The sequence below is a fragment of the Paraburkholderia polaris genome (genome assembly GCF_012927345.1).
Lineage (GTDB): Bacteria > Pseudomonadota > Gammaproteobacteria > Burkholderiales > Burkholderiaceae > Paraburkholderia > Paraburkholderia polaris.
The window spans coordinates 56,109-68,911 of record NZ_JABBGJ010000035.1; the positions used below are offsets into that span (position 1 = coordinate 56,109).

A 12,803-nucleotide genomic window follows, 5' to 3' on the forward strand; every position below is an offset into this window, starting at 1 on the left:
TCTCACGATGCGCGCAGTTCCCTGGTGAACAGCCCCTGAGGACGAACCGACAGAATCACCACCAGCAGCACGAAGGCGATGATGTCCTTGTAGTCGGTCGAAATGTAGAAGGCGCCGAAGCTCTCCGCCATGCCGATGATCAGCCCGCCTACGATCGCGCCCGGCACGCTGCCCATGCCGCCGAGAATGATGATCACGAAGGCCTTCAGGATCACCAGTTGACCCATCGCCGGATAGACGAGGTTGATAGGCGCGTACAGCGTGGCCGCCACGGCGGCGAGAAGGCCCGAGATGCCGAAGGTCAGCATCGTCACCTTATTGGCGTCGATGCCCATTAGCGAGGCGCCGTCGCGGTCCTGCGCCATCGCGATGATGCTCGAGCCGATCACCGTGTATTTGAGGAAGAGTTGCAGCAGCACCACCAACGTGAACGCGGCGCCGATGATCAGCAAGCGCTGCAACGGCGCGGTCACGCCGCCCAGATCGATGATCCCGGCGTAGGGCGTGGCCATGCGATGAAAGTCCGCGCCCCAGATCGCTTGCGCACCGGCTTCGAGAAACAGCAGAAGGCCGATCGCGGCGATCATCGGATGCAATTCGGAAGATTTGCGCAACGGGTGGAACACCAGTCGCTCGGCAAGGATCGCGAGTACCGCGACGGCGAGGCCAGAGCCGATCATGGCGAGCCAGTAGTTCCAGCCGAGCCGGCTCATCAGGTAGAACGAGACGAACGCGCCGACCATGTAGAACGCGCCGTGGGCGAAATTCGGCACCGCGAGAATGCCGTAGACCAGCGTGAGTCCGAGTGCGACGAGGCTGTAGATGCCGCCCAGCGTCAACCCGTTGAGAACCTGCTGCAAAAACATATCCACGCTTTTACACCCTCCAGCGGAGGCGGGCTATGCGATTGTCACCCTCGCCTCAGGGGACGCATCGCCGCTCGCCTGACTACGGACGGGACAACAGTCGCTGCTCGAATCCGGCGACCGTCATCGACGATTGTCGACGGTTTAAAACACGCATGCATTGGCGCGAACTGGAAAAGTGATGTGCAGCGGCGCGAGAGAAATTTGGCACGAGCGTTCACTTTGCGTCAATAGGATTTTCAATTTGATTGTTCTGCATTGCAGATTATTAGGGAAGTCACTTAGTTGATGCGCATTCTGGATCGATCCGGCGTGCCACCCGCGCGGCACGCTCGATCATGCGTTCTGCACCGGCTAGAACATGTGCCGGATACCGACGTTCACGCCCGCCGTTGTGCCGGTCGCTTCGTTCAGTGCGTTGTTGACGGACAGTCCGGTGTGCATCGCACCGTGGTTGGTCACGAACCCGGCTTGCCCATACACCACGGTGGCTTTCGACAGCGAATACTCAAGCCCGGTGGACGCCAGTATCGAATTGTTCGACGAGTTGTTCCCATCGCGCGTCACCCATACGCCGGCGTCGACGTTCAGCGCCGGTGTGATGCGATAACTGGCGCCGCCTGAATAGACGCGATCGTTGAACGAACCCGCCACCTTGTACTGCACGTATGAAGCCTTCACGGTCAGGTTATTGAACACGTAGCTGGCGCCGATTGCACGGCCATCGAATTCGACCACGCTTGGAATCGCGATCGATGCAGCGCTGCCACCGGCGTTGCCGCTGTAGAGCGCGGCATCGACCGTCAGCCCGCCGAGGTGGTAACGCAGGCTCGCCGAGTACTGACGGCCCGCCTGAAAATCCCCAGCCGTGCCGCCCAATGCCATCATCGCGCTGGCTTGCAAGCCGGCGATTTCCGGCGACGTGTACGAAATGCCGTTCGGGTTGAACAGGCCGGTCACATAGACATTGTTGAGGTAGGTGATGAGGCCGCTGCCGAAGTACGACATCTCGCGCGGGTCGAAGTCGTACACCGCGAGGAAGAACGGTGAGAACTGCAAGCCGGCCTTGACCGTACCGTAGCGGCTGTCCACGCCAACCCACGCCTGCCGTCCGAATTCGTTGCCGTTCGAATTGCTGAGCGAGCCGTTGGCAATGCTGATGCCACTTTCGAGTTCGAAGATCGCGCGCATGCTGCCGCCGAGATCTTCGGCGCCGCGCATGCCGAAGCGCGAACCCGAGAGCCCGCTGTCGGTGAACGAGTATTGATGGCCGGCGCTCTGACCGGTCGTCGGGTCAAGCGTTTTGCTGGTGTAGAGGAGGGAGCCGTCGACGATACCGTACAACGTGACGCTGCTTTGCGCATGGGCGCTCGGGGCGGCGCCTAGTGCGCACGCACCTGCTAATCCAAGAATGGCTCCAAACCGATTGCGATAACTTGCCGGCATGCTTCGTGTCTCCTTGTTTATTGGAATCGATTGAACTGGCGAAGTAATGCGTGTGCTGCAAGGTTCTGGCGATCTGTTGCGTGATGCGATTTCAATGGGCGATAACGGGCCTTCGCGATCTGGTAAGGGATGCGAAATAATGGGTCTGCTGGTGAGCGCCTTGGGTCCGGTTGCCTGCTGGTTGTCTCCTGGGTCGCTGGGACGGCTCGGCGCTGCTATGAACTCATTGATCGCGTGCTTGCGCACAGGATGCAGGCACAATTTGGCACGACCGTTCGCTCTGTGTCAACGGGGGGAATCGCTCGTTTGGACTGCAATGCAGGCCTAAATAGGGAAAACACCTGGGGTTGTGGGCGGGCTTGATTTGAGCCGTAAGGCTATGTAATTCAAGGGAGTGGGCGGAATTATCCGGTTTGAATTACCGGTCGGTTGCTTGGTGTTGATGTTCTGCATTGCAGAACTGAGGGGCTGACTCAACGCGCCCCAAGCGTCTCTATCAGCATGTCGACGAATGCCTTGACCCGCGCCGTCATTTGCAACTGTTGCGGGTACACCGCGTAAATATCGGCACCCGGCGTGCGGTATTCCGGCAGTACATGGATCAGGCGGCCGTCGGCGAGATACTCCGCGATATCCCATTCCGCCCGCATCAGAATGCCGTGGCCGTCCAGCGCCCACTTCACCGCGATCTCGCCGTCATTGGTGGTGAGGTTGCCGCGCACGCGAACTGTCTCGGTCTTTTCGGATGAACCGCGTCCGCTGGTCAGACGCCATAGCCCGTAGCCATCGTCGCCCTGACGGATGCCAATGCAGTTGTGTTGCGATAGCTCGGCCGGACTGCGTGGCGCGCGCCGTTTGGCGAAGTACGCAGGCGATGCGCAAAGCAGCCGCCGGTTCGACGCGACCCGGCGCGCAATCACGCGAGCATCCGGCGGTTCGCCGAAGCGCACGCACACGTCGAAGGCGTCGTCGCTGATCGGCGGCGGATCGACGGAGAGCTGCAACTGCACGTCCACCTCGGGAAAGCGCCGCACAAACCGGGAAATCAGCGGCGCCACGTGACTGCGGCCGAAGCCGAGGGTCGCGTTCACGCGTAGCAGGCCTTTCGGCGCCGCTTGCGAGCCGCCGAGCAATTGGGCCAGGTCGTCCATTTCGCTCAGGATGCGCCGTGCCCGGGTGAGATAGAGCTCGCCCTCCGGCGTAAGGCTCATGCGCCGCGTTGTGCGATTGACGAGCGACACGCCCGCGCGCGATTCCATTTGCGCCAGATGCTTGCTCACGGCCGCGGTACTCAACCCGAGTTCGCGCGCAGCCGCCGTCAGGCTGCCGCTTGCGGCGAGCGTGGAGAAGAAGGCGAGGTCGTCCGGTTGTATTGAGGAGGTCATGTTGAGCAGGCCAACGAAGCGGCCAATGAGGGGGCCAACGAAGGGGCCAACGAGGAGACTGACGAGCCGCTCATTATTAACTTCAGGTTAAGGATGCTTTGAGTCTAGCAGCGTTTTCGCGAGCAGTCTCCGCTCTAGGATGCAGCCATACGTTCAACACCAAGGAGACGCTAGTGAAGACCTACCGCATCGCAACCATTCCCGGCGACGGCATCGGCAAGGAAGTCGTGCCCGCGGGCCAACGGGTTCTCGAAGCCATCGCTGCGCGAAGCGATGCCTTCCAGTTTGAGTTCGAGAATTTCGATTGGGGCGGCGATTTCTACCGCCAGCACGGTGTGATGATGCCGGCCGATGGGCTGGACGCCATCCGCAACAAGGATGCGATTCTGTTCGGTTCAGCGGGCGACCCGCATATTCCTGATCACGTGACGCTTTGGGGTTTGCGCCTGAAGATCTGTCAGGGCTTCGATCAGTACGCGAACGTGCGTCCCACCCGCATTCTTCCCGGCATTGACGCGCCATTAAAGCGCTGCGGGCCGAAGGATCTCGACTGGGTCATCGTTCGCGAGAACTCTGAAGGTGAATACTCCGGCGTGGGCGGACGCGCACACCAGGGCCATCCGATCGAAGTGGCAACGGACGTTTCGATGATGACCCGCGCGGGCGTCGAACGCATTCTTCGGTTCGCGTTCCGCCTCGCACAGTCGCGGCCGCGCAAGCTGCTGACGGTGATCACCAAGAGCAATGCGCAACGCCACGCCATGGTGATGTGGGACGAGATTGCTCTCGAAGTCTCGAAGGAATTTCCCGACGTCAAATGGGACAAGGAACTCGTCGACGCTGCCACCGCGCGCATGGTCAACCGTCCCGCCACGCTCGACACGATCGTCGCGACGAACCTGCACGCGGACATTCTCAGCGATTTGGCAGCGGCACTAGCCGGCAGCCTCGGCATCGCGCCGACCGCGAATCTCGACCCCGAGCGCCGCTATCCCTCGATGTTCGAGCCGATCCACGGCTCCGCTTTCGACATCATGGGCAAGGGTCTCGCCAATCCGGTCGGCACGTTCTGGTCGGTCGTGATGATGCTCGAGCATCTTGGTGAGACGGGCGCTGCCCAGCAATTGATGAACGCGATCGAACGCATCACGGCTGACCCGGCGCTGCATACCGGTGACCTCGGCGGCACGGCTACAACAGCGCAGGTGACTGACGCGGTTTGCGCGATCCTCGCCGCGGAACCGGCGGCGCAGTCCAAGGCAGCCTGAACACGCAACACGCAACACGCAACACGCAACACGCAACACGCATTAGACAAAAACATAACGCCCGGACGAACACGTCACGGGCGTTTTAAAGAATGGAGACTGGCATGGCCAATGAATTGCAAGCCCGCGTGGTTCGCAAGCTGACGTGGCGCATTTTGCCCTTCGTCATGCTGCTTTATTTTGTGAGCTTTCTCGATCGTGTGAACGTTGGCTTCGCCGCGCTCACGATGAACAAGGACCTCGGACTCTCGCCGACCATGTTCGGGCTCGGCGGCGGCATCTTCTTTCTTGGGTACTTTCTGTTCGAAGTGCCCTCGAACCTCATTCTGAACAAGGTCGGTGCGCGTATCTGGATTGCACGCGTGATGGTGACGTGGGGCCTGGTGTCGGCGGCGTCCGCGTTTGTCGTTGGGCCGAACTCGTTCTATACGCTGCGCTTTTTGCTTGGTGTGGCCGAAGCCGGTTTCTTTCCCGGCATCATTCTCTATCTCAGCCAGTGGTTTCCCGCGCGACAGCGGGCAGTCGCCGCCGCGGCGTTCATGGCGGCCGCGCCTTTGTCGACGGCAATCGGCTCGCCCATTTCAGGCGCCCTCATGCAGATGCCGGCCCTGTTCGGATTGAAAGACTGGCAATGGCTTTTCCTCATCGAAGCAATTCCTGCTGTCGTGCTCGGGTTCGTGGTTCTGAAAGCACTCACCGATTCGCCAGAAAAGGCGAAGTGGCTCGCCGCGGATGAGAAGGCGTGGCTCGTCGCGACCTTGCGCGAAGAACGCGCGGGACGTGAATCGCAGGCAGGCCACGCGGCAGGTGCGCTCGCCGCGCTGCGCGATCCGCGCGTGTGGATCATGTCGATGATTTACTTCGGTACGTCGGCGGGCCTTTATACGCTCGGCCTATGGGCGCCACTGATTATTCGTCAATTCGGTTTTAGCGCACTCGGCACGGGCGCGTTGAATGCGATTCCCAGCGTGCTGGCTGTGATCGGCATGGTGATGTGGGCTCGCCATTCGGATCGTACTGGCGAGCGCACGTGGCATGTGGTGATTCCGTGTGTTGCAGCAGGCGTTGGGCTCGCGTGGGCGGGCTTCGCGGATACCATTGTTGCTGTCGTGCTCGCCCTGATCCTCGTGAACGTCGGCATTAGCGCGGCCAAGGCGCCGCTGTGGGCCATGCCGAGTGCCTTTCTCTCGGGCGCTGGCGCAGCGGCCGGTATCGCCATGATCAACTCGATCGGTAATCTCGGCGGTTTCGTCGGCCCGTTTGCAATCGGCTGGCTGAAGAGTGTGACGGGGGGATACGCTGCCGGACTTTACGTGGTGGCCGCGAGTCTCGCGGTATCAGCCATGCTCACTTTGGCTATCGGCCGGCGAGGATATCGGGCGGCGCCCGCGCCGCAATGATCTCGCTGGTTTCTGGTCGGCTTGCTGATTGTTCGGCGAGTCGTGCAGAACCGAATGGGGATGAGAACCGTTGGCGTTCTCGCTAAAGATGTGCTTTAAGGCCTTTCTGATTTCCCTGCCTGAATCGATTACGCTTCGTTGTTAGCGACCCGATACGCAGGCACGTCACTATGGCATCCAAACATGAAGTCAAGCGGTACAGAGCCAACCTCTCCGATGAGCTTCATAGTGCCGCGCTCTATGAAACACTTGCGAAGGTCGAGAAGGACGACACCCGCAAGCAGGTCTACAGCGACCTCGCGAAGTCGGAGCGCGATCATGCACAGGTGTGGGCCGATAAGCTGAGAGCTAACGGCATCCAGCCGAAGGGCACCGGCCAGGCCGTGAAAACGCGGCTGATGAAAACACTGGTACGCCTGTTCGGCGCGGGCTTCGTGCTATCCACGCTCGCCGCGGCCGAATACGCCGACCGCAACAAATACCAGGGGCAGCCGGACGCGGGCCGCATGTCGGCCGACGAGCATCACCACGCGGCGGTGGTCCAGACCCTGGCTCACGGCGGCGGCGACCCGGACCTGTCGCAAGGGGCGCGCATCGCCGCAGCGGAGTCGTGGCATAAGGGCGTTTCCTCGGGTAACGATCTGCGCGCGGCCGTCCTCGGTGCGAACGACGGCCTCGTTTCGAACTTCTGCCTGATCATGGGCGTGGCTGGTGCGGGAACCGGCAACAAGGCGATCCTGCTCACGGGGCTCGCTGGCCTGATCGCCGGCGCGTGCTCGATGGCGCTGGGAGAATGGCTGTCGGTGACCAATGCGCGCGAGTTAGCCAGCACCCAGATTGCCAAAGAAGCGGAAGAGCTGGAAGTGTCGCCGGAAGCCGAGGAACACGAGCTGGCGCTGATTTATCGCGCGAAGGGTCTTGACGCGGCCGAGGCCAAACGGGTGGCTTCGCAAATGATGCGCGACAAGGACAAGGCGCTCGATACCTTGACGCGCGAGGAGCTCGGGCTCGATCCCGCCGAGTTGGGCGGCAATCCGTGGTCTGCTGCGGGTGTCTCGTTTTGCCTGTTCTCGGTCGGCGCGATTTTTCCGGTGATGCCGTTCCTGTGGACCCATGGGTTTAGCGCGATCGTGCAATGCATCGTGCTTAGTACGCTTGCGCTCGCGTCCATTGGCGTCTTTACCTCGCTATTCAACGGACGTAGCGCGAGCTTCTCGGCCATGCGACAGATCGTCATCGGTCTCATTGCCGCGGGGTTCACGTTCGGGGTTGGGAGGCTACTGGGCGTGTCGATCTCGTGACCGCAAAGGTCCCGCCAGGAGCCGATCTGGCAAGCCCGGAGTGACGGCGGGCGACCTTAAGGTTCCCGTAATAATTGTCGTGCATTATCCGTCGGTTATACGTCCCGTTGTCCCCCTGTCGCGAGCAACCAGCAACGCCTTTTTCGGCCCGAACCGGCAACCAATAGCCAGGTCGTGCCATTTTGAATATTTGCCGACGAACCTCCACGTTGGCCGGGGAATGCAATGAGCTTTTCTGCAGAGATTTGGGCGCTCGTGCGTCTGTGCTGCATGTATCCGGTGTTGGGCGGGATTGCGATCTGGTATTTTTCGCGGGCAGACCGGCTGGTCCACAAGGTCCGGTCACGCAGCTGAGCCTCGCTCACGGATCCGACGTGGCGGGCTTACAGCGTCGCTCGACGATCGCAGTCGGGCTTGCTGCATTGCGGCAACCGCCGCCGAGTTGTTCCAACCCGCAGTTTTTCCTGCAGCGCCCCGCCGACTTGCTCTGGCGCGACACACTCCACTGACCACCCCAACACCCCGCAAACCCTTGTCCAGCAGGGCTTTGGCTGACGCCTGCCGACGCTTGCGCGGCGGCGGTGTCGCATTTCCACATGTGGTTGTCGCAAATAGTCGGCTAGGCGTACTTTTTTCTGGCAACTATGTATGCACAGCGCGGACGGACATCCGCCACGCAGCAAGTAACTTGCATGGGACCCGAGTAACCCTTAAAGCGCAAACGCGGGTCGACATAGGAGAGCATTCAATGAATTCCCCCAAGGTCGTGGTCGAAGGGCTGTGCAAGGTGTTCGGCACTAACCCGAAACAGGCGATCGGCATGCTGGCAGGCGGCGCAACGAAAGAAGAAGTCTTCGCGCGCACCGGTCAGATTGTCGGCGTCCACAACGTATCGTTCGAAGTCAAGGAAGGCGAGATCTTCGTGCTGATGGGCCTGTCCGGCTCCGGCAAGTCGACGCTGATTCGCCTGATCAATCGTCTGGTCGAGCCGACGGCCGGCAAAGTACTGATCGACGGCCGCGACGTGGCCAGCGTGCCGCGCTCCGAGCTCACGGCACTGCGCCGCAAGGACATGAGCATGGTGTTCCAGTCCTTCGCGTTGATGCCGCAGCGCACGGTGCTGTCCAACGCGGCCTTCGGGCTGGAAGTGGCAGGTGTCGGCAGGAAGGACCGCGAGAAGCGCGCCATGACCGTGCTCGAACAGGTCGGCCTCGCGCCGTTCGCGGAAAAGTTGCCGGCCCAGTTGTCCGGCGGCATGCAGCAACGCGTGGGTCTTGCGCGGGCGCTGGCAGTCAACCCGTCGCTCATGATCATGGACGAGGCGTTCTCCGCGCTCGATCCGCTCAAGCGCAAGGAAATGCAGAACGTGCTGCTCGATCTGCAACGCGAGCAACAGCGCACCATCCTGTTCGTCTCGCACGATCTGGAAGAGGCGATGCGCATCGGCACCCGGATCGCGATCATGGAAGGCGGCAAGGTGGTGCAGATCGGCACGCCGCAGCAAATCATCACCAATCCCGCCGACGATTATGTGCGCGCGTTCTTCGAAGGCATCGACACCAGCCGCTATCTGACGGCCGGCGACCTGATGCAGACGGACGCGGTGCCGCTCATGCAGCATTCGCCACAGATCGACGCCTCGAGCGTAGCCGCGACGCTCAACGGCAGCGCCGAATACGCGTTCGTGCTCGACAGCGAGCGCAAGTTCCGCGGCTTCGTGTGCCGCGACGCGATGGGCAGCGCATCGCCGCAGCTCAACCACATCGAGTGCATCCGCCGTACTACGCCTTTGGACGACGTCGTCGAACGCGTGGTAGCGAGCCGTGCACCGCTGCCAGTCGTCGAAGCAGACGGCTCCTACTGCGGTTCGGTCAACAAGACGAACGTGCTGAATGTTCTCACGCGCCATCGAGGTTCCCATGTCTGAAGTCATTCCACTTGGCGCCTGGGTCGACCACGGCGTTCACTACCTGCTCGACCATGACGCAAAAACCTTCGATTCCATCGGCAAGGTCATCGAGAGTTTTGCCGCGCTGATCGAGCACGGCCTGCAAGCGGTGCCGATGTGGGCACTGATGGCGTTTTTCGTCGGTATTGGCTTGTGGCGGGTGGGCTGGCGTTTCGCGCTGTTCACGTTGCTGGCGATGCTGCTGATCTACGGCACCGGCTTCTGGGATCAGATGGTGATCACGCTCGGTCTCACGCTTTCGTCGACCTTGATCAGCCTGCTGCTCGGCGTGCCGCTCGGCATCTGGACCGCGAAGAGCCGCACCATTGAAATGATGGTGCGCCCCGTGCTCGATCTGATGCAGACCATGCCCGCTTTCGTCTACCTGATTCCGGCGGCGATGCTGTTCGGTCTCGGCCGCGTGCCGGGGATTCTTTCCACGGTGATCTTCGCGATGCCGCCTGCTGTGCGTCTTACGTCGCTCGGCATCAAGCATGTGAATCGCGAAATCGTCGAAGCAGGGCAGGCGTTCGGCTGCACGCCCTGGCAATTGCTCTACAAGGTGCAGTTTCCGAACGCGCTGCCGTCGATCATGACCGGCGTGAACCAGACGATCATGATGGCTTTGTCGATGGTGATCATCGCCTCGATGGTGGGCGCGGGCGGCCTCGGCAACGACGTGCTGGCGAGTATTCAGCGGCTCGATATCGGCCTCGGCTTCGAAAGCGGCCTCTCCGTGGTGATGCTTGCGATCATTCTCGACCGCATCACGGAAAGTTTCGGCCGGTCGCCTGGCATGGCACGGGCGCCGCTGCTGTCGGGCTTGCGCAACGTCATGAAGGTGCGCCGGGCGCCGGCGGCGCAGCACGGCTGAGCCGCCTATGAAGCGCGACGCGATCTCCCCTGTCGAGGCCCAATCCGATTCGCCGCTGTCCGGGCTCGCGCACTTCGGCTTTCTGACGCTGCCGAACTTTTCGATGATTGCTTTCACGAGCGCGGTCGAGGTGCTGCGCATGGCCAACTACGTGGGCCGCGCGCAGCACTACACGTGGTCGGTGATTACGCCGGACGGCGAGCCGGCGCGAGCGAGCAACGGCATCACCGTGAAGCCGACCACGACGCTGGCTGAAGCGGGTATGCCGGATGTGCTGATCGTCTGCGCCGGCTGGCATGTGCGTGATTACGTGGACGATACGGTCATCGCCTTGCTGCAGGACGTGGCGTCGAAAGGCATTCCGCTTGGCGGCATTTGCACGGGACCGTTCGCGCTGCTGGCTGCGAACCTGCTCGACGGTTATCGCTGCACCGTGCATTGGGAAGACATGTCGCCACTGCACAGGAGCTACCCGCACGTGCGTTTCGCGGATGAACTGTTCGTGATCGACCGTGACCGGATGACCTGCACCGGTGGCACCGCGCCGCTCGATCTGATGCTGAACCTGGTCGGCATGCGCCTCGGCCATGCGGTCGCGGCGCAAGTGTCCGAGCAGTTCATTGTCGAGCGGATTCGCGGTTCGACCGATTATCAGCATATTCCCGTCGACGCGCGGGTTGGTTTCTCGCGCGCGGAGTTGATCGAAGTCGTGCGGTTGATGGAAGCGAATATCGAAGAGCCCTTGTCGCTCGATGAACTCGCGCGGCTCGTGCATCTGTCGCAACGTCATTTGCAGCGGATGTTCAAGATGTTTCTGAGCGTGTCGCCGACGCACTATTACCTGACGCTGCGTTTGCGTCGGGCGCGTGAACTGTTGCGCAATACGGATGCGTCGATCGCGCGGGTAACGGCCGTTTGTGGCTTTCACTCGCCGTGCCATTTCAGCAAGGCCTATCGCGCGCAGTTTGGCCACGCACCGAGTGTCGAGCGACGGCTGTCGGCGTAAATGAGTCTGCGTAAATGAGTCGGCGTAGTTGAGTCTGCGTGAATGAGTTGGCATCAATTAAGTCGGTGCAAGCAATTGCGCCTGGAAAATCTGATTAGTAAAACCAGTCAAGCATCAATCACCCTGAGGGAACGCCATGAAACGTTTGTGGGCTGCGTCGTTGTGCGCGCTGTCGGTGTCGTCTGTCTTTGCCACGGAACCTGCTACTTGCCGGGACGTCCGGTTCGCCGACGTCGGCTGGACCGATATCGCGGCGACTACCGGTCTAGCCTCGACGGTGCTCGAAGGGCTCGGCTACAAGCCGACCAAAACCATCGCCTCGGTGCCGATCACCTTCGCGGGTGTGAAGAGCAAGCAGATCGACGTGTTCCTCGGCTACTGGTCGCCGACCATGGATCCGATGATCGATCCGTTCAAAAAGGCCGGCCAGCTCACCGTGCTGCCCACGCCAAACCTGACCGGGGCGAAATACACGCTGGCCGTGCCGGATTACGCGTATCAGGCGGGCATCAAAACCTTCGCCGATATCGCGAAGAACTACGACAAGCTCGACGGCAAGATCTATGGCATCGAACCGGGTAACGACGGCAATGCGTTGATCAAGAAGATGATCGACAGCAACCAGTACGGCCTTGGCAAGTTCAAGTTGGTGGAGTCGAGCGAGGCGGGCATGCTGGTCGAAGTGAATCGCGCGGTTCGCGACAAGAAGCCGATCGTGTTTCTCGGGTGGGAACCACATCCGATGAACGTGCAGATGAAGATCGATTATTTGTCCGGTGGCGATGACGTATTCGGTCCGAACTACGGCGAAGCCAAAGTGCTGACGGTCACGCCGAACGACTATTCGACACGTTGCCCGAACGTCGCGAAGCTGGTGTCGAACCTGCACTTCACGACCGACATCGAGAATCACGTGATGCTGCCGATCATGAACAAGACGGATCCGAACAAGGCGGCGAAGGATTGGCTGAAGGCGAATCCGGCGGTGCTCGACAAGTGGCTGGCGGGCGTGAAGACCTTTGATGGGAAGGATGGGTTGCCGGCGGTGAAGGCTTATATTGCGGGGCAGTGAGGTTTGACTAAACGCCGGACACACTGTCCGAAACTCAAGCTCAGCATAGGCAACCATTGCGTTTGACACATGCGTGTGCTCCGGCCGCTAAACCGCACGGTTTGGCTCGGCCGGACGCACGTGCCGACACGATATTTCAATACACCGGGCGATACCTGAGGGACCGTGACGCAAAGTCACGGACCGAGCTTAGAGCTTGTTATGAACGTTGCAGTATCGGAACGGCATAGTCGAGCA

The 12,803-nt window shown here is 61.1% G+C and carries 10 protein-coding genes; 7 read left to right on the forward strand and 3 right to left on the reverse strand.

The window, feature by feature from the left end:
* Positions 1-2 precede the first annotated feature (2 nt).
* From HHL24_RS29155 to HHL24_RS29165, 3 genes are all read right to left on the reverse strand, one after another.
* Positions 3-866, reverse strand: a complete 864-nt coding sequence (locus HHL24_RS29155) for a branched-chain amino acid ABC transporter permease (protein ID WP_206003072.1) — start codon at positions 864-866, stop codon at positions 3-5.
* A 354-nt stretch (positions 867-1,220) separates the two neighbouring features.
* Positions 1,221-2,312: a porin gene (locus HHL24_RS29160; protein WP_169488807.1), complete on the reverse strand. Its 1,092-nt coding sequence runs from the start codon at positions 2,310-2,312 to the stop codon at positions 1,221-1,223.
* 473 nt (positions 2,313-2,785) lie between these two features.
* Complete coding sequence (locus HHL24_RS29165) at positions 2,786-3,697, reverse strand: LysR family transcriptional regulator (protein WP_169488808.1); 912 nt, start codon at positions 3,695-3,697, stop codon at positions 2,786-2,788.
* 173 nt (positions 3,698-3,870) lie between these two features.
* Between HHL24_RS29165 and HHL24_RS29170 the strand changes: the two genes are divergently transcribed.
* The 7 genes from HHL24_RS29170 to HHL24_RS29200 all read left to right on the forward strand — a co-directional run bounded on the left by HHL24_RS29170 (position 3,871) and on the right by HHL24_RS29200 (position 12,566).
* Positions 3,871-4,965, forward strand: coding sequence for a tartrate dehydrogenase (locus HHL24_RS29170; RefSeq protein WP_169488809.1), 1,095 nt, complete (start codon positions 3,871-3,873; stop codon positions 4,963-4,965).
* Positions 4,966-5,069: 104 nt separating this feature from the next.
* The gene (locus tag HHL24_RS29175; RefSeq protein WP_169488810.1) at positions 5,070-6,365 is read left to right on the forward strand and encodes an MFS transporter; all 1,296 of its coding nucleotides are present in this window, start codon (positions 5,070-5,072) and stop codon (positions 6,363-6,365) included.
* A gap of 170 nt (positions 6,366-6,535) precedes the next feature.
* Positions 6,536-7,666 (forward strand): VIT1/CCC1 transporter family protein, encoded by a 1,131-nt coding sequence (locus HHL24_RS29180; RefSeq protein WP_169488811.1) that lies wholly within the window; start codon positions 6,536-6,538, stop codon positions 7,664-7,666.
* Between the two features lie 748 nt (positions 7,667-8,414).
* Positions 8,415-9,593 (forward strand): quaternary amine ABC transporter ATP-binding protein, encoded by a 1,179-nt coding sequence (locus tag HHL24_RS29185; protein ID WP_169488812.1) that lies wholly within the window; start codon positions 8,415-8,417, stop codon positions 9,591-9,593.
* Positions 9,586-10,488: a choline ABC transporter permease subunit gene (gene choW / locus HHL24_RS29190; RefSeq protein WP_169488813.1), complete on the forward strand. Its 903-nt coding sequence runs from the start codon at positions 9,586-9,588 to the stop codon at positions 10,486-10,488. Before HHL24_RS29185 ends, choW begins: the two co-directional genes overlap by 8 nt.
* A gap of 7 nt (positions 10,489-10,495) precedes the next feature.
* Positions 10,496-11,494, forward strand: coding sequence for a GlxA family transcriptional regulator (locus HHL24_RS29195; RefSeq protein WP_169488814.1), 999 nt, complete (start codon positions 10,496-10,498; stop codon positions 11,492-11,494).
* A 136-nt stretch (positions 11,495-11,630) separates the two neighbouring features.
* Positions 11,631-12,566 carry a choline ABC transporter substrate-binding protein gene (locus tag HHL24_RS29200; RefSeq protein WP_169488815.1) on the forward strand — a complete coding sequence of 312 codons (936 nt, stop codon included), beginning with the start codon at positions 11,631-11,633 and terminating at the stop codon, positions 12,564-12,566.
* Positions 12,567-12,803 lie beyond the last annotated feature (237 nt).

Coding starts and splice junctions, on each gene's coding strand:
- HHL24_RS29155 (WP_206003072.1), bottom strand. CDS start 866: ATGTTTTTGCAGCAGGTTCTCAACGGGTTGACGCTGGGCGGCATCTAC.
- HHL24_RS29160 (WP_169488807.1), bottom strand. CDS start 2,312: ATGCCGGCAAGTTATCGCAATCGGTTTGGAGCCATTCTTGGATTAGCA.
- HHL24_RS29165 (WP_169488808.1), bottom strand. CDS start 3,697: ATGACCTCCTCAATACAACCGGACGACCTCGCCTTCTTCTCCACGCTC.
- HHL24_RS29175 (WP_169488810.1), top strand. CDS start 5,070: ATGGCCAATGAATTGCAAGCCCGCGTGGTTCGCAAGCTGACGTGGCGC.
- HHL24_RS29180 (WP_169488811.1), top strand. CDS start 6,536: ATGGCATCCAAACATGAAGTCAAGCGGTACAGAGCCAACCTCTCCGAT.
- HHL24_RS29185 (WP_169488812.1), top strand. CDS start 8,415: ATGAATTCCCCCAAGGTCGTGGTCGAAGGGCTGTGCAAGGTGTTCGGC.
- choW (WP_169488813.1), top strand. CDS start 9,586: ATGTCTGAAGTCATTCCACTTGGCGCCTGGGTCGACCACGGCGTTCAC.
- HHL24_RS29195 (WP_169488814.1), top strand. CDS start 10,496: ATGAAGCGCGACGCGATCTCCCCTGTCGAGGCCCAATCCGATTCGCCG.
- HHL24_RS29200 (WP_169488815.1), top strand. CDS start 11,631: ATGAAACGTTTGTGGGCTGCGTCGTTGTGCGCGCTGTCGGTGTCGTCT.